The sequence below is a fragment of the Paenibacillus nitricinens genome (genome assembly GCF_052056485.1).
Lineage (GTDB): Bacteria > Bacillota > Bacilli > Paenibacillales > Paenibacillaceae > Paenibacillus_AQ > Paenibacillus_AQ nitricinens.
Genome location: NZ_CP183948.1, coordinates 13,566 through 31,544, shown reverse-complemented (window position 1 = coordinate 31,544; position 17,979 = coordinate 13,566). Strand labels below are relative to the sequence as shown.

The following is a 17,979-nucleotide window of genomic DNA, read 5'->3' as shown; positions in this document are numbered from 1 at the left end:
GGACAACAAAACGGCTCCTCCCGCCTGAAGAACGAGGAAGCCGTGTATTTAATATTACTAATGCAGCCTTCGTATCTTTCATCCAGACCGCTCTCTTAATTGCATCATTTAACAGAGTTACTCTACTTAAGCATTCTTTTGCAATCCGATCTTCTTCATCCGGCCGATAAAAAAACGGTACTTGGCATCTTCAGCCTCGGTACGTATCATCTCAGCCTCACATTCCTCACAAATAAAATGCGAGACAATCACAATACCTTCCTCTTTTACCTGTCCACAAATGATACAAGCTTGCCCGGTTTGCTGTTCCATAACCATCCCACCTTGACTCTTTTAAGAACAGTATGATACACCTTCTATCATTTTAAACCTTTTCATAGTTTTTTCATATCCTTTGTATCGTGCATTATATATATTCCGTTGCAGTTATATCGGTGAATTTCCGCCGCAGTTTAATAAAATACATCCAATCGCCGATATTAAGAACATACGAATTCACGAGGAGGTTAGACTATAATCTATGGAACCCACTACCAAAGGTGCAGCTACATTCTATCAATATAAACTAATTAAAAAAGTCAATCTAACGGTACGCCTGCTGCCTATTTATATTATGCTTCCCTTAATAGTCCTTGTGCTCGAAACCGTATTTCTTTCCTGGTGGAGCATTCTCTACATAATCATAGCAGCGCCTGTAGCCTTCTGGGTTCAATATGTCATTTCACGCTCAGTTCTTTTAATCTCAGGACACCCCATTTCAAAAAGATGGTCTGTCTCATTTAAACTGCCTTGGTTAGGGTTTATGCCTGATCAACACATTAGCTACCGTATATTCCGTAAAGTACAGCTACATAATTTCTATATCGGTCTTTGTATTGCAGCACTCTTTATTTTCTGGTCACCGCCAGCATTTACAGTCTCACTGATCACTTGCCACTTATGGCTCCTACTGCCTCGTCTTTATACCCTGTTCAGACTGAATCGACAGGATCAGGGAGGTATGCTAAAATTCAATCCGACCGATGTATCCTATTACTCTCAGTAAAGTGCATCAGTACATCTCTTATTATTTTCACTTATTAAAAAATAAACCGCCATCCTTAGGGATGGCGATTCTTTATTTTGTCTTAAGGCCTTTAATGGAGGTCTTCTTTTCTTTAGGAATCATCACTACAAAATAATCATCATGCACTGTTAAATGAACCGTTAACCCATCCTTCAGAAAAACACCCGAAGAATCACTATCATCATCTTCCTGTTCTGTCCATCCCCAGGCTTTAATAGCTTCCAAATAAGGATCCGGAATACCATTCTTCTCCTTTAATCCAGGTAAAGAATAACGTACATAATCCATAGCAACGTTAGTAGTAGTCTGGTCTGGTGAGTTTGCTTCATGCGGGACAGGAAAGCTTTTCTCAATGAGTGCACTCTCAAAAGTATCCCACTTAGGTTCTTTAGTCCCGCAGCTTGCCAGTATTAAAGTTAAAATACAAGAAATCATTATTAACTTAAATATTTTTAATTGTTTCATGCCTTAAATCCTCCCTACCTCTACAATGCATCTAAAGACACAAGAAAATTCAAAGTTAGAATTTATGAGTAGTTCCTTCGTATTAAAGATCTGCTAACTATTAGCACTTTTCTATTATACTTGTATCCACCGCAGCGTCGGTAACAAAAATGTCATTCCACAGTAACCTATACTAATGTTATTACTATCCTTAAATACTTGCATAATAAAAAAAGAAAAAAAGCCACTGCTGATATTATCAACAATGGCTTAATCTGCTTGGCAACGTCCTACTCTCCCAGGACCCTTCGGTCCAAGTACCATCGGCGCTGGAGGGCTTAACGGTCGTGTTCGGGATGGGTACGCGTGGAACCCCTCCGCTATCGCCACCAAACATGATTTTTCGAAGCTTTCGCTTCTCGAAATCGCTGCTAGAAAATATCAGTCCTCAGAAAGGACATGCAGCTTATTGGTTACAGGCTTAATCGCCTGAAAACTGAATCCGAATCGAATTTGCGTTTTAAGTATAGGATAAGCCCTCGACCGATTAGTATTGGTCAGCTCCATGCATTACTGCACTTCCACCTCCAACCTATCTACCTCGTCGTCTTCAAGGGGTCTTACTAATTGGGAAATCTCATCTTGAGGGGGGCTTCACGCTTAGATGCTTTCAGCGCTTATCCCGTCCGTACGTAGCTACCCAGCCATGCTTCTGGCGAAACAACTGGTGCACCAGCGGTACGTCCATCCCGGTCCTCTCGTACTAAGGACAGCTCCTCTCAAATTTCCTGCGCCCACGACAGATAGGGACCGAACTGTCTCACGACGTTCTGAACCCAGCTCGCGTACCGCTTTAATGGGCGAACAGCCCAACCCTTGGGACCTACTTCAGCCCCAGGATGCGATGAGCCGACATCGAGGTGCCAAACCTCCCCGTCGATGTGGACTCTTGGGGGAGATAAGCCTGTTATCCCCAGGGTAGCTTTTATCCGTTGAGCGATGGCCCTTCCATGCGGTACCACCGGATCACTAAGTCCGACTTTCGTCCCTGCTCGACTTGTAGGTCTCGCAGTCAAGCTCCCTTATGCCTTTGCACTCTTCGAATGATTTCCAACCATTCTGAGGGAACCTTGGAACGCCTCCGTTACTCTTTAGGAGGCGACCGCCCCAGTCAAACTGCCCGCCTGACACGGTCCCCGTACCGGATTACGGTACTAGGTTAGAACCTAGATACGATCAGGGTGGTATCCCAACGGCGCCTCCACCGAAGCTTGCGCTCCGATTTCTACGGCTCCCACCTATCCTGTACAGATCGTACCCAAATTCAATATCAAGCTGCAGTAAAGCTCCATGGGGTCTTTCCGTCTTGTCGCGGGTAACCTGCATCTTCACAGGTATTAAAATTTCACCGGATCTCTCGTTGAGACAGCGCCCAAGTCGTTACGCCATTCGTGCGGGTCAGAATTTACCTGACAAGGAATTTCGCTACCTTAGGACCGTTATAGTTACGGCCGCCGTTTACTGGGGCTTCGGTTCATAGCTTCGGATTGCTCCTAACCACTCCCCTTAACCTTCCAGCACCGGGCAGGCGTCAGCCCGTATACTTCGCCTTGCGGCTTCGCACAGACCTGTGTTTTTGCTAAACAGTCGCTTGGGCCTTTTCACTGCGGCCCCCTCGTGCTATTCACACTACCGGGGCACCCCTTCTCCCGAAGTTACGGGGTCATTTTGCCGAGTTCCTTAACGAGAGTTCTTCCGCGCGCCTTAGAATTCTCTTCTCGCCTACCTGTGTCGGTTTGCGGTACGGGCACCTTCTCCTGGCTAGAGGCTTTTCTTGGCAGTGTGAGATCATGACCTTCGCTACTGTAATTTTCGCTCCCCATCACAGCCCAGCCTTAACGATGTGCGGATTTGCCTACACATCAGCCTCACTGCTTAGACGGACATATCCATCAGTCCGCGTCACTACCCTCCTGCGTCACCCCATCGCTCATAGCGGATTACGGTGGTACAGTAATTTCAAACTGTTGTCCTTCGACTACGCCTTTCGGCCTCGCCTTAGGTCCCGACTTACCCTGAGCGGACGAGCCTTCCTCAGGAAACCTTGGGCTTTCGGCGGATCAGATTCTCACTGATCTTTTCGTTACTCATACCGGCATTCTCACTTGTATGCTGTCCAGCGCTCCTTACGGTACACCTTCAACCCACATACAACGCTCCCCTACCCCAGATACATACGTATCTAGCCATAGCTTCGGTGGTGTGTTTAGCCCCGTTACATTTTCGGCGCAGAGTCACTCGACCAGTGAGCTATTACGCACTCTTTCAATGGTGGCTGCTTCTAAGCCAACATCCTGGTTGTCTGTGCAACTCCACATCCTTTCCCACTTAACACACACTTGGGGACCTTAGCTGATGGTCTGGGCTGTTTCCCTTTTGACAATGGATCTTAGCACTCACTGTCTGACTCCCGGCAATAAGTATATGGCATTCGGAGTTTGACTGAGCTTGGTAATCCTTGCGGACCCCGCACCCAATCAGTGCTCTACCTCCACTACTCTAATACCGAGGCTAGCCCTAAAGCTATTTCGGGGAGAACCAGCTATCTCCGAGTTCGATTGGAATTTCTCCGCTACCCCCACCTCATCCCCGCATTTTTCAACATGCGTGGGTTCGGGCCTCCAGTGCGTGTTACCGCACCTTCACCCTGGACAGGGGTAGATCACACGGTTTCGGGTCTACGTCCACATACTCATTCGCCCTATTCAGACTCGCTTTCGCTGCGGCTCCGTCTTCTCGACTTAACCTTGCATGTTAAACGTAACTCGCCGGTTCATTCTACAAAAGGCACGCCATCACCCATTAATAGGGCTCTGACTTTTTGTAAGCACACGGTTTCAGGTTCTATTTCACTCCCCTTCCGGGGTGCTTTTCACCTTTCCCTCACGGTACTGTTTCACTATCGGTCGCCAGGTAGTATTTAGCCTTAGCAGATGGTCCTGCTGGATTCATACGGGGTTTCACGTGCCCCGCACTACTCGGGATCCGTCTCGGAGAGAACACAGTTTAGGCTACAGGGCTTTTACCTCTATCGCGGGCCTTTCCAGACCTCTTCGCCTACCATATTCCTTTGTAACTCCATGTGAGACGTCCCACAACCCCTAAGAGCAAGCTCTTAGGTTTAGGCTGTTCCGCGTTCGCTCGCCGCTACTGACGGAATCACTATTGTTTTCTCTTCCTCAGGGTACTTAGATGTTTCAGTTCCCCTGGTCTGCCTCTACATCTCCTATGTGTTCAGAGATGAGTAACTGCGAATTACCACAGCTGGGTTTCCCCATTCGGACACCCCCGGATCAAAGCTTGCTTACAGCTCCCCGAGGCAGTTTCGTTGTTCGCCACGTCCTTCGTCGGCTCCTGGCGCCTAGGCATCCTCCGTGTGCTCTTATTAGCTTAACCTCGATTTTTCCTAAGGAAAATATCATACAATGACATTTCTCTTGGAAAAATCTCACTAATAACATTTACTTGTTTTCACAAGTTGCTAAAAGATGTTCTAAAACGCAAATTCGTTTCGGTATCCAGTTTTCAAGGATCAAGTCTTACTTGAGAGCTTAAACTCTCAAAACTGAGCAACGAGTGAGTGTTCGAACCCGAAGGTCCTATTTTGGAAGTTTAACTTCCGATTTGAATGTCTCCATTGCAGGAAACGATTCTCCATAGAAAGGAGGTGATCCAGCCGCACCTTCCGATACGGCTACCTTGTTACGACTTCACCCCAATCATCTACCCCACCTTCGGCGGCTGGCTCCCTTGCGGGTTACCCCACCGACTTCGGGTGTTGTAAACTCTCGTGGTGTGACGGGCGGTGTGTACAAGACCCGGGAACGTATTCACCGCGGCATGCTGATCCGCGATTACTAGCAATTCCGACTTCATGCAGGCGAGTTGCAGCCTGCAATCCGAACTGAGACCGGCTTTGATGGGATTGGCTTCACCTCGCGGTTTCGCTTCCCGTTGTACCGGCCATTGTAGTACGTGTGTAGCCCAGGTCATAAGGGGCATGATGATTTGACGTCATCCCCACCTTCCTCCGGTTTGTCACCGGCAGTCACTCTAGAGTGCCCAACATTACTTGCTGGCAACTAAAGTTAAGGGTTGCGCTCGTTGCGGGACTTAACCCAACATCTCACGACACGAGCTGACGACAACCATGCACCACCTGTCTCCTCTGTCCCGAAGGCCGCTGCTATCTCTAGCAGATTCAGAGGGATGTCAAGACCTGGTAAGGTTCTTCGCGTTGCTTCGAATTAAACCACATACTCCACTGCTTGTGCGGGTCCCCGTCAATTCCTTTGAGTTTCAGTCTTGCGACCGTACTCCCCAGGCGGAGTGCTTACTGTGTTAACTTCGGCACCAAGGGTATCGAAACCCCTAACACCTAGCACTCATCGTTTACGGCGTGGACTACCAGGGTATCTAATCCTGTTTGCTCCCCACGCTTTCGCGCCTCAGCGTCAGTTACAGCCCAGAAAGTCGCCTTCGCCACTGGTGTTCCTCCACATATCTACGCATTTCACCGCTACACGTGGAATTCCACTTTCCTCTTCTGTACTCAAGTCACCCAGTTTCCAGTGCGACCTCAGGTTGAGCCCAAGGTTTAAACACCAGACTTAAATGACCGCCTGCGCGCGCTTTACGCCCAATAATTCCGGACAACGCTTGCCCCCTACGTATTACCGCGGCTGCTGGCACGTAGTTAGCCGGGGCTTTCTTCTCAGGTACCGTCACTCCGATAGCAGTTACTCTACCGGACGTTCTTCCCTGGCAACAGAGCTTTACGATCCGAAAACCTTCATCACTCACGCGGCGTTGCTCCGTCAGACTTTCGTCCATTGCGGAAGATTCCCTACTGCTGCCTCCCGTAGGAGTCTGGGCCGTGTCTCAGTCCCAGTGTGGCCGTTCACCCTCTCAGGTCGGCTACGCATCGTCGCCTTGGTGGGCCGTTACCCCACCAACTAGCTAATGCGCCGCAGGCCCATCCCTCAGTGACAGATTGCTCCGTCTTTCATTCTTTCTTCAGGAGAAAAAAGAAATTATCCGGTATTAGCTACCGTTTCCGGTAGTTATCCCAGTCTAAGGGGCAGGTTGCCTACGTGTTACTCACCCGTCCGCCGCTAAGTCATTTTGAAAGCAAGCTTTCAAAATGACTCCGCTCGACTTGCATGTATTAGGCACGCCGCCAGCGTTCGTCCTGAGCCAGGATCAAACTCTCCAATTAGTATTGAAAAGAGCGATATGCTCATTTTGAAACATCTGACGAGAAAATTAATTCTCTAATTTTGGAATTCACTTTCGTGATTTCCTACTCACTCGTTGTTCAGTTTTCAAAGATCAAGTTCTCGTTGGCGCTGTTTAATGTCTCAGCAGCAACTCTTATACTATATCATGTTCGGCTATTTAATGTCAAGCTCTTTTTTTAACTTCTTTTTCGAGCTCGGCATGTGTATTTCTTGGCCGGACTTAGAATATATCATGTATAGAGATTCATTGCAACACTTTTTTCAAATATTTAAAAACCATAAATCAAGTATTAATGATTACACTCTATCTTTATATACTGTTGCCTTGTATACATTCCATAATATAAAAGAAAAACAACTGCAAAAGATATCAGTTGTTTTTAGAAGAGAGCTTAAAAGAATCTAAATTAATTCCGCTTCCTTCGCTCCAGTAATTACGGAAACGATACTGTTTCGAAGTATCTCCGCATTATAGGCCTGGTATGGATCAACATTGAAAATAACAGCATCTGCAATAAAACCCTCTGCAATCTGCCCCAGCTCATTTCCATTCCCTAGAATATCAGCAGCGCTTTTAGTAGCAGATTGCCATGCTTCTTTGCGTGTTAAGCCATAATCAATCAACGTATCCAGCTCTTGAAGGTTATAACCATGTAATGAAGGTGTAGCATAATCTGTACCGAATCCTATACGAACGCCTTCTCTTTTTGCATAATTAATGGCTTTGGAATGCGATTCAGCAGCGCGGGCAGCTCGTTCGCAAATAATCGGGTTCAAGGCTAGAACGCCTTTCGGATCTGCAGCAATGCGATAGATAGATGTAGTAGGTACAAAAGCCACCCCTGAACTAGCAAGTCTCCCTGCCTGATCTTCAGTTAGAAACATCCCATGCTCTATAGATTCCACGCCGGCCTGAATGGACCAGTCTATCGTTACTCCACCCCAGGTATGAACCAGTACCTTCTTATCATAAGCATGTGCATTACGAACAATGAATGCGAACTCTTCTTCGGAAAAGATCGGATCTACGACTTTCTCGGTGGGTGCCCCAAGACCGACTGTGGACATGATTTTTATCCAGCCCGCTCCTGTAGCAAAGATTTGCGCCATCCGTTGTTCCAAATACTTAAATCCACGGGCATCTGCTGCTCCAAGCATCTCACTGCTCGTATGCACTCTTAAAGGCTGCTGATACTGCTGAACAAGATGCTTCACTGTGCTGGGGGTAATTCCTCCTGCATCCCGTACAGTCGTTACACCAGTCCTTAGAGTAGCCTCAAATGCTTGCGCCTGCATGGCCTCGATCTGATGGGAGTCGCGCTTCAATTGGTCCGTATGATCAAAGTCTGTCCAAGCAAGATGCGTATGAAGATCAATAATACCAGGCGTTATCCATAGTTCTGTGCCTGTAGGAGTTGTATTATTTTGTTGCGGCTCCGCTTCAGTAATAGATGAAAAATAGCCATCCTTGATCACAACATTAAAACGTTTTCCTTCGATGCCTGCTATATGAATATCCATGAATGTATGTAGCTCTGGATGCTTATGGATCATCTTCATACCCCCCAAGCCAGCCGAACAGCTTGTAATGCCTGATCAGGGTTTTGTTTCAACAACTCAGCAAGCGTTGACATGGCTTCCTCTACACTTTTACGAGCAGCATTTGTTCCAAAATGATTGATCCGCAAAAGATGTACAAATAATTCTCCGTCTCCTGGAGCCACAATGCCTATAGGTTTTTCGATCTGCAAGTCTTGCCTTCCACCAATCCGAACCGTTGTAGTCAGTGTAGAATAATGTCTGCTGTCCTTTTGCCAAGGCTCAAGCCCCAAGCATTCTATACCCGCTAATGTAGCAGCTGCAGCCCTTTCATGACGCTGAATGATTTGCTCCAATCCCTCTTCTTCAATTCGTGTCAAGGTCAGGATCAAAGCTCTAGCCTCTAATGTCGGAATATTTGGAGCAACTCGTAGTGGCGCGGCGCCATCCAGCGAAGGTTTGAGATCCAGCAAGGACAAAATGGAGTTACGTGGTGCATTTTTATTAGACTCAAGAAATTTCCAGCCACGTGGTGAAATACTGACGGCGCTAACGCCGTTAGGTCCAGCCAAGGCTTTTTGCGCGCCTATCACAGCAAAATCAACTCCCCATTCATCGACCAGTAACACCTCTCCCCCAACCGCAGAAACCGAGTCCGTCACAGTAATGAGATTGTACTCCTTTGCAATCCTGAATATTTCTTTAGCCGGATTAGATCCACCTGTAACCACTTCAGCCTGAACAAAGGAAAGGGCACAAGGGTTAAACTCTTTAATTGCGGAAGCAACTTGGTCTCCAGTGACCACTTCATCAAAAGGAACCTTTACTTCAATTACCGTTGCTCCTCCCCGCTCAAGCCATTTTCCAAATAGACTTCCATAGGGACCTGTTACTACATTTACAATGGTTCGACCAGGCGCGGCTATTCCTGCAGCCACTGCCTCGATTCCCAGAATTGCCTCAGCTGGGATGATAACTGGTGGATGCTCAGTAAACAAGATTGTAGAAATTAATTGTGTAAGCTTATTATACTCAGTCACTGAAAGTGGCACATGTATATTATGTTCTGGGCTCATAAGAAACCTCCTGATGTACTTGATTTTGGCATTTTAGGAACCGCCGACAACAGCTCGTAACTATATTCATGTTTAGGCCGGATGAAGAATTGATCCTTGGGACTCTGCTCCACGAGCTTTCCTTGCCGCATAACTGCTACCGTATCGCTAATTGCATTGATAACTCCTAGATCATGGGAAATAAAAAGCATAGTGAGATTAAGCTCAGTTTTCAGCGTATTGAACAGCTCGAGCACACTAAGCTGCACAGATACATCCAGCGCGCTCGTAGGTTCATCGGCGATCAGGATATTTGGTTCAACGCTTAATGCACGAGCGATCGCTATCCGTTGCCGCTGACCACCAGAAAATTCGTGAGGGAATTTATCTAAAGCCTTTTGCTCCAAATGAACCTGGTTCAAAAGCTCTTTACATCTTTGCTCAACGCCCGAACGTCCCACTATTTTATGAAACAATAAGGGCTCGGAAAGAATTTGCCTAATCGAATGCTTTGGATTCAGCGATGCATCAGGATTTTGAAAGATCATCTGGATTATTTTACGATGCTCCCGGCTTCTTTTCTTTTTTAACTCTTGGGTACCTAACAGGATCTTTCCCTCATGCGGGGCAATCAGTCCAGCAATTACTCGAGCCAGCGTAGATTTGCCTGAGCCGGATTCACCAACAAGTCCAAGAGTGGTGTGCTGCTCAAGATTCAGATTGATACCATCAAGTGCAGTAAATCCGCCATAGTGAACAGTTAAATCTTTTATTTGCAAGGCTAGTTCCATAAGTCTCTACTCCCTTCAAGCTCTGGCAAAGGAAGCACCGAATCAATCAGCATCTGTGTGTAAGGGTCGGATGGATTTTGCAAAATATCAAGGGTAGCACCATGCTCAACAATCTGCCCTTGTTTCATTACACATAGGCGTGAGCATAAGCTGGCTGCAATCGCGAGATTATGGGTTACAAAAACCATGGCAAAACTGAGCTCCTGCTGGAGGTTCGTGATCGTTTCAATAATTTGCCGTTGAACCGTGACATCCAGCGCCGTTGTCGGCTCATCACAGAGAAGAATGCCTGGCTTGCATGCCAGTGCCAAAGCGATGACTACCCGTTGACACTGACCGCCTGACAGCTGACTTGGATATCGGTCCTTTTTCTTTAAAGAATCAGGGAGACCAAGTCTTTCGAGTAGCTCCAGCGCAATCATTCGCGAAGCCTTTCGGCTTACTCTCTGTCTGTAATACACGACTTCAGCCAGCTGATTGACAACCATACAGAGTGGATCAAGCGCACTTCTCGGGTCTTGAAACACCATCGCACTGCTTACGTCACTCTTAATGGTGCCACCTGTCTGTTCAACACCATTTGGAAGTAGTCCCAGAATTGCACGCAGCGTAAGCGATTTTCCTGAACCCGACTCACCTACTAATCCTAGACTCTCCCCTTTGCTCAGCGAAAAGCTAACATTGTTGACTAATCTCTCTTTTGATTTTGCAGCCAGCGATAGTGCATTTATTTCTAAAATGGGTTGTATAGACATCATTTTTTCCTCCATATGTCTGCCAAACCATCACCTAGGAGCGACAAAGCTATTCCGGTATACACCACTGCAAATCCTGGGACAGCTGAGAGCCACCAAGCTGTAGTGATGAAGGGTTGTCCATCCGAGATCATAGTTCCCCAGTCTGGAGTTGGCGGTGTAATACCGATCCCAAGATACCCTAGTGTAACAATGGCAACAAGCAATCCTATCATGTCTGTCATAAGAACGACCACGGCTTGCGGAAGCACATTGGGCAGCAGATGACGCAAAATAATTTTTACTCCGGGTAGCCCTAAGGTTTGAGCGGATGCCACCCATTCCTGATTGCGAAAAGATGCGCTAAGACCTCTCACTACACGAGCAAAAACAATCCAACCTACAAGGATAAACGTAATATAGATGCCTCGTTCTCCTGCTCCACTGGCAAAAGCCACGATAATGACGATTAGATAAAAAGGAAAAGCGATCAACGTATCTGACAGCAGCGTAATAACTGTATCAATCCATTTGCCGTAATATCCTGCTAGCATTCCTAGAAACACACCTATGCAAAAGGGAATGATTTCTGCCAAGACCATGATTTTTAAATCCGTCCTCGCTGCATAAATCAATCTAGTAAACAGATCACGTCCCAGTTGGTCTGTTCCCAACCAATGCTCGGCTGACGGAGGCTGTAGAAAGGCACTCAAATTTTGCTCGGAGGGATCATAGGGACTTATATACGGTATGAATACAGTCAAGAACATAAGAGCTGCAAACATAATAATTCCCACTAGAAGTGAAGGGGTATTCCATATTCGCTTTAAGCCACTAGTCATCTTGCCACCCTCATACATTCGTGGCTCTATTCTTATAGTTTTCATTGTTTTCCCTTCGTTCTGGGATCAAGCCACCAAGAAATGATTTCAATCAAGAGACTGATGATCACAACAGCTAACGCACAGTAAAGTGCTATTCCTTGAATAACCGGAAAGTCCCGTTTCGAAATTGAAGTGAACAACAAGCTGCCAATTCCCTTTATTCCAAACACCTGTTCAACGACCAATGTACCGCCGATTAGATAAGAAATATTAACACCCATCAGCATCAGTGTTGGAAGAGCCGAATTACGCAGCACATGTTTAAATAAAATAACCCTGCTTGGTATTCTGGCAGCCTTAAGTGTGACTACAAAATCCGATTCTAACACTTCAAGCATCTGCGCTCTTAACGAACGGACCAGCGTAGGAATCTGCGAGAAAGCAACGGTGATTGCCGGAAGTGCAAGACTGTGCAAGGTTCCAATCCACCCTTCACTTACTCCCCCAACGGGGAACCAGCCAAGCCGGACACTAAAGAGCAAAATTAAAAGTAAGCCAACCCAGAAGATTGGCATACCCAAAGTTATTGTAGGAAAAATACGTATTAAATGATCCAGCAGTTTATCCTTATGCGTAGCTGCTACTGTAGCAAGCAGAAGCGATACCAAAATCGCCAACACACACGCTATTACTATGAGCAACAATGTGACAGGGGCTCGCTGCATAATCAACTCTCTTGTTGATGTACCCATAACAATGGAGTTTCCGGTATCCCCCTGAGTAAATAGCGTCTTCAGAAATCGCAGGAACTGCTCCCACAAAGGGAGGTCCAGCCCAAGAGTATGATGCATACTCTTAAGCGCCTCAGGGGTACTGTATTCTCCCAATATCATTTTAGCTGGATCTCCAGGCACAATCCGGATGATGAAAAAGACTGCTATCATTACGCAGCAGATTACTGCCAGCGCTTTTATAAGTGATATCACAAGCCAGTTGTAAGAGTCTTTGCTTCCTCTCGGTTGATTTAACACCTGCTTAAGATTCGTCATTGGCTGATGCGGACATCTTCGAAACGGGCGCTGCCGTTAGGTAGAACAACAAGGCCGTCGACTGAAGAACGGATACCTTTCAGAACATCTGGATAATAAAGCGGAATATACGGCACTTCATCAGCAAGTGTCTGCAGCAGCTTAGTATAGATTTGCGCACGGCCATCGCCATCCGCTGTTTTTTGGCCCTCATATAGCAGCTTCGTTACTTCATCATTCGTATAATGGGTCCAATATGATTTACTGAAGCCTTCCGGATCAGTTTGAAAAGCAATAATCGAGTTCGCTTCTGGGGAGTCGGCTTGACCGCTGTTGAGCATTGCGGCGAAATCATATGCAAAGAACCGTTCACGGAAAGTAGCAAGCTCAATCGACTCAATCTCAATTGTAATTCCGATCGTTTGACCCGCTGCCTGAATAATTTGTGCTTCTTGTGCTCTTGTACTATTGCCCGAAGCTACAAGTAATTTAGTAGTGAATCCATTAGGGAAGGCAGATTTAGCAAGCTCCTCCTTGGCCGCCTCGACATTGAAGTTCAGAGCCTTAATTGTATCATTGGAGTTGTAAGGAATCGTTGTTGGCAGCAATGAGTTTGCCGTCTGTGCATATCCAAAGGTTAACGCTTTGGTCAAGCCTTCACGATCAAGCGCCAGAGCCAGAGCGCGGCGAACATGCACATCCGAAAAATGTTCATCCAGCGTATTAAAGAACAATTGCTCTGTTACCCAACTACCATTAGTAATTACCTTTGTGTCAGCTCCATCTTTGATCTCATTAGCATTTTGCAGCGCTAAAGATTCAATAGCATTAACTTCTCCAGCTTTCAGCTGATTGATTGCTTGACTATCATCCTCAATCAACTTATAAACTAGCTTATCAATATATGGTTTACCTTCTTGCCAGTAGAATTTATTCTTAGTGAAGGTCAGATCACCCGCTGTATCCCATGATTCAACGACAAAGGGCCCCGTTCCGATGGGCTTCTTAAAGAATTCTTCTTCGGGAACTCCACCAAAATGGTTAGGCAAGATGCCATTTGAAAAATTGGATAGCTCTGAGATAAATGGTGTATAAGGCTCTTTAAGCGTAATAACAAGCGTTTTGTTATCTTGCGCTTTGATTGCGTCCACCTTTGCAGATATTGCCAGTGGGCCACCAACCTTCAAGTGGCGCTCAAGGGAGAATACAGCATCTTCCGCAGTCACATCCGTACCGTTTGAAAACTTCAGACCCTCACGAAGTTCAAAAGTATACGTCAATCCATCCTCACTAATACTGTGTGACTTCGCAAGCCAATCTACAATTTCGCCCTTGCTGTCAAAAGCAACCAATGATTCAAATACTTTGTCGATAGCAAAAGCATTGTTGGACGTAATCTGGTTATGCAGATCCAGCGAGGTTACAGAAGCAGGCCGACCATAGACGAAGGTTCCTCCTGCTGCCGGCTCTGCTGCTTGAGGACTCTGAGTTGCTGCACTCGCATTTTCCGAAGCTTCCTTATTGGAATCAGCCTTATTATTAGATCCGGAGCAACCCGCGATTACCATCAATAGTAATATTGATATTGCCCCAAACAGAAGCGGCTTCTTTAAAGATAAATTAAAATATGACATACTCCATTCCCCCTACAATTCATATATGTTTAGTATGAATTGTATTATGGGTTAAACACTGTAGTCTGTCAAACAAAATTTAAATCGTACTAACCCTTTAAGTAAATAAATACAACAAAAAGACCACTGTCGATGACTCAACAGTGGTCTTGCGTGCTTGGCAACGTCCTACTCTCCCAGGACCCTTCGGTCCAAGTACCATCGGCGCTGGAGGGCTTAACGGTCGTGTTCGGGATGGGTACGCGTGGAACCCCTCCGCTATCGCCACCAAACATGATTTTTCGAAGCTTCCGCTTCTCGAAATCGCTGCTAGAAAATATCAGTCCTCAGAAAGGACATGCAGCTTATTGGTTACAGGCTTGATGCCTGAAAACTGAATCCGAATTGAATTTGCGTCTTAAGTATAGGATAAGCCCTCGACCGATTAGTATTGGTCAGCTCCATGCATTACTGCACTTCCACCTCCAACCTATCTACCTCGTCGTCTTCAAGGGGTCTTACTAATTGGGAAATCTCATCTTGAGGGGGGCTTCACGCTTAGATGCTTTCAGCGCTTATCCCGTCCGTACGTAGCTACCCAGCCATGCTTCTGGCGAAACAACTGGTGCACCAGCGGTACGTCCATCCCGGTCCTCTCGTACTAAGGACAGCTCCTCTCAAATTTCCTGCGCCCACGACAGATAGGGACCGAACTGTCTCACGACGTTCTGAACCCAGCTCGCGTACCGCTTTAATGGGCGAACAGCCCAACCCTTGGGACCTACTTCAGCCCCAGGATGCGATGAGCCGACATCGAGGTGCCAAACCTCCCCGTCGATGTGGACTCTTGGGGGAGATAAGCCTGTTATCCCCAGGGTAGCTTTTATCCGTTGAGCGATGGCCCTTCCATGCGGTACCACCGGATCACTAAGTCCGACTTTCGTCCCTGCTCGACTTGTAGGTCTCGCAGTCAAGCTCCCTTATGCCTTTGCACTCTTCGAATGATTTCCAACCATTCTGAGGGAACCTTGGAACGCCTCCGTTACTCTTTAGGAGGCGACCGCCCCAGTCAAACTGCCCGCCTGACACGGTCCCCGTACCGGATTACGGTACTAGGTTAGAACCTAGATACGATCAGGGTGGTATCCCAACGGCGCCTCCACCGAAGCTTGCGCTCCGATTTCTACGGCTCCCACCTATCCTGTACAGATCGTACCCAAATTCAATATCAAGCTGCAGTAAAGCTCCATGGGGTCTTTCCGTCTTGTCGCGGGTAACCTGCATCTTCACAGGTATTAAAATTTCACCGGATCTCTCGTTGAGACAGCGCCCAAGTCGTTACGCCATTCGTGCGGGTCAGAATTTACCTGACAAGGAATTTCGCTACCTTAGGACCGTTATAGTTACGGCCGCCGTTTACTGGGGCTTCGGTTCATAGCTTCGGATTGCTCCTAACCACTCCCCTTAACCTTCCAGCACCGGGCAGGCGTCAGCCCGTATACTTCGCCTTGCGGCTTCGCACAGACCTGTGTTTTTGCTAAACAGTCGCTTGGGCCTTTTCACTGCGGCCCCCTCGTGCTATTCACACTACCGGGGCACCCCTTCTCCCGAAGTTACGGGGTCATTTTGCCGAGTTCCTTAACGAGAGTTCTTCCGCGCGCCTTAGAATTCTCTTCTCGCCTACCTGTGTCGGTTTGCGGTACGGGCACCTTCTCCTGGCTAGAGGCTTTTCTTGGCAGTGTGAGATCATGACCTTCGCTACTGTAATTTTCGCTCCCCATCACAGCCCAGCCTTAACGATGTGCGGATTTGCCTACACATCAGCCTCACTGCTTAGACGGACATATCCATCAGTCCGCGTCACTACCCTCCTGCGTCACCCCATCGCTCATAGCGGATTACGGTGGTACAGTAATTTCAAACTGTTGTCCTTCGACTACGCCTTTCGGCCTCGCCTTAGGTCCCGACTTACCCTGAGCGGACGAGCCTTCCTCAGGAAACCTTGGGCTTTCGGCGGATCAGATTCTCACTGATCTTTTCGTTACTCATACCGGCATTCTCACTTGTATGCTGTCCAGCGCTCCTTACGGTACACCTTCAACCCACATACAACGCTCCCCTACCCCAGATACATAGTATCTAGCCATAGCTTCGGTGGTGTGTTTAGCCCCGTTACATTTTCGGCGCAGAGTCACTCGACCAGTGAGCTATTACGCACTCTTTCAATGGTGGCTGCTTCTAAGCCAACATCCTGGTTGTCTGTGCAACTCCACATCCTTTCCCACTTAACACACACTTGGGGACCTTAGCTGATGGTCTGGGCTGTTTCCCTTTTGACAATGGATCTTAGCACTCACTGTCTGACTCCCGGCAATAAGTATATGGCATTCGGAGTTTGACTGAGCTTGGTAATCCTTGCGGACCCCGCACCCAATCAGTGCTCTACCTCCACTACTCTTATACCGAGGCTAGCCCTAAAGCTATTTCGGGGAGAACCAGCTATCTCCGAGTTCGATTGGAATTTCTCCGCTACCCCCACCTCATCCCCGCATTTTTCAACATGCGTGGGTTCGGGCCTCCAGTGCGTGTTACCGCACCTTCACCCTGGACAGGGGTAGATCACACGGTTTCGGGTCTACGTCCACATACTAAATCGCCCTATTCAGACTCGCTTTCGCTGCGGCTCCGTCTTCTCGACTTAACCTTGCATGTTAAACGTAACTCGCCGGTTCATTCTACAAAAGGCACGCCATCACCCATTAATAGGGCTCTGACTTTTTGTAAGCACACGGTTTCAGGTTCTATTTCACTCCCCTTCCGGGGTGCTTTTCACCTTTCCCTCACGGTACTGTTTCACTATCGGTCGCCAGGTAGTATTTAGCCTTAGCAGATGGTCCTGCTGGATTCATACGGGGTTTCACGTGCCCCGCACTACTCGGGATCCGTCTCGGAGAGAACACAGTTTAGGCTACAGGGCTTTTACCTCTATCGCGGGCCTTTCCAGACCTCTTCGCCTACCATATTCCTTTGTAACTCCATGTGAGACGTCCCACAACCCCTAAGAGCAAGCTCTTAGGTTTAGGCTGTTCCGCGTTCGCTCGCCGCTACTGACGGAATCACTATTGTTTTCTCTTCCTCAGGGTACTTAGATGTTTCAGTTCCCCTGGTCTGCCTCTACATCTCCTATGTGTTCAGAGATGAGTAACTGCGAATTACCACAGCTGGGTTTCCCCATTCGGACACCCCCGGATCAAAGCTTGCTTACAGCTCCCCGAGGCAGTTTCGTTGTTCGCCACGTCCTTCGTCGGCTCCTGGCGCCTAGGCATCCTCCGTGTGCTCTTATTAGCTTAACCTTCGCTCTGATGTTTCGCTTGTTTACACAATCGAAAATCTTCGCTTCCAGCTAATAACTAACATACTTGTTTACACAAGTTATAGCTAAAAGATGTTCTAAAACGCAAATTCGTTTCGGTATCCAGTTTTCAAGGATCAAGTCTTACTTGAGAGCTTAAACTCTCAAAACTGAGCAACGAGTGAGTAACAGGCCTAAACCTGAGATTTGGAAGTTTAACTTCCGATTTGAAT

10 protein-coding genes and 5 rRNA genes are annotated in these 17,979 nt (G+C 47.2%); 1 reads left to right on the top strand and 14 read right to left on the bottom strand.

The window, feature by feature from the left end:
• Positions 1 to 126 precede the first annotated feature (126 nt).
• Positions 127 to 312 (bottom strand): sigma factor G inhibitor Gin, encoded by a 186-nt coding sequence (locus ACN6KS_RS00125; RefSeq protein WP_042123074.1) that lies wholly within the window; start codon positions 310 to 312, stop codon positions 127 to 129.
• 208 nt (positions 313 to 520) lie between these two features.
• On the opposite strand from ACN6KS_RS00125, the gene ACN6KS_RS00120 reads away from it, so the two are divergent.
• The gene (locus tag ACN6KS_RS00120) at positions 521 to 1,045 is read left to right on the top strand and encodes a hypothetical protein (RefSeq protein WP_341133468.1); all 525 of its coding nucleotides are present in this window, start codon (positions 521 to 523) and stop codon (positions 1,043 to 1,045) included.
• Positions 1,046 to 1,117: 72 nt separating this feature from the next.
• On the opposite strand, the gene ACN6KS_RS00115 is transcribed toward ACN6KS_RS00120, so the two are convergent.
• The 13 genes from ACN6KS_RS00115 to ACN6KS_RS00055 form a co-directional block, all read right to left on the bottom strand.
• Positions 1,118 to 1,531 (bottom strand): hypothetical protein, encoded by a 414-nt coding sequence (locus ACN6KS_RS00115; RefSeq protein WP_094877212.1) that lies wholly within the window; start codon positions 1,529 to 1,531, stop codon positions 1,118 to 1,120.
• Positions 1,532 to 1,787: 256 nt separating this feature from the next.
• Positions 1,788 to 1,904: ribosomal RNA gene (gene rrf / locus ACN6KS_RS00110) — 5S ribosomal RNA — on the bottom strand.
• Between the two features lie 133 nt (positions 1,905 to 2,037).
• A 23S ribosomal RNA gene (locus ACN6KS_RS00105) occupies positions 2,038 to 4,966 on the bottom strand.
• 264 nt (positions 4,967 to 5,230) lie between these two features.
• Positions 5,231 to 6,788 (bottom strand): 16S ribosomal RNA (locus ACN6KS_RS00100).
• Together the 16S, 23S and 5S rRNA genes form the textbook arrangement of a ribosomal RNA operon.
• A gap of 424 nt (positions 6,789 to 7,212) precedes the next feature.
• Positions 7,213 to 8,364, bottom strand: a complete 1,152-nt coding sequence (locus tag ACN6KS_RS00095; protein ID WP_440961085.1) for an amidohydrolase family protein — start codon at positions 8,362 to 8,364, stop codon at positions 7,213 to 7,215.
• 2 nt (positions 8,365 to 8,366) lie between these two features.
• The gene (locus ACN6KS_RS00090; protein ID WP_440961084.1) at positions 8,367 to 9,425 is read right to left on the bottom strand and encodes a pyridoxal-phosphate-dependent aminotransferase family protein; all 1,059 of its coding nucleotides are present in this window, start codon (positions 9,423 to 9,425) and stop codon (positions 8,367 to 8,369) included.
• Positions 9,422 to 10,195 (bottom strand): ABC transporter ATP-binding protein, encoded by a 774-nt coding sequence (locus ACN6KS_RS00085; RefSeq protein WP_440961083.1) that lies wholly within the window; start codon positions 10,193 to 10,195, stop codon positions 9,422 to 9,424. The genes ACN6KS_RS00090 and ACN6KS_RS00085 overlap by 4 nt, the downstream gene beginning before the upstream one ends.
• Entirely contained in the window at positions 10,186 to 10,953 is a 768-nt protein-coding gene (locus ACN6KS_RS00080; RefSeq protein WP_280789135.1) for an ABC transporter ATP-binding protein, read from the bottom strand. Before ACN6KS_RS00080 ends, ACN6KS_RS00085 begins: the two co-directional genes overlap by 10 nt.
• A complete protein-coding gene (locus tag ACN6KS_RS00075) occupies positions 10,950 to 11,816 on the bottom strand; it encodes an ABC transporter permease (protein WP_440961082.1) in 867 nt (288 codons plus the stop codon). The genes ACN6KS_RS00080 and ACN6KS_RS00075 overlap by 4 nt, the downstream gene beginning before the upstream one ends.
• On the bottom strand, positions 11,813 to 12,802 hold the full coding sequence (locus ACN6KS_RS00070; RefSeq protein ID WP_440961081.1) for an ABC transporter permease: 990 nt from the start codon (positions 12,800 to 12,802) through the stop codon (positions 11,813 to 11,815). The genes ACN6KS_RS00075 and ACN6KS_RS00070 overlap by 4 nt, the downstream gene beginning before the upstream one ends.
• Positions 12,799 to 14,415, bottom strand: coding sequence for an ABC transporter substrate-binding protein (locus ACN6KS_RS00065; protein WP_440961080.1), 1,617 nt, complete (start codon positions 14,413 to 14,415; stop codon positions 12,799 to 12,801). Before ACN6KS_RS00065 ends, ACN6KS_RS00070 begins: the two co-directional genes overlap by 4 nt.
• Positions 14,416 to 14,570: 155 nt before the next feature.
• Positions 14,571 to 14,687: ribosomal RNA gene (rrf, locus tag ACN6KS_RS00060) — 5S ribosomal RNA — on the bottom strand.
• Positions 14,688 to 14,819: 132 nt separating this feature from the next.
• A 23S ribosomal RNA gene (locus ACN6KS_RS00055) occupies positions 14,820 to 17,747 on the bottom strand.
• Positions 17,748 to 17,979 lie beyond the last annotated feature (232 nt).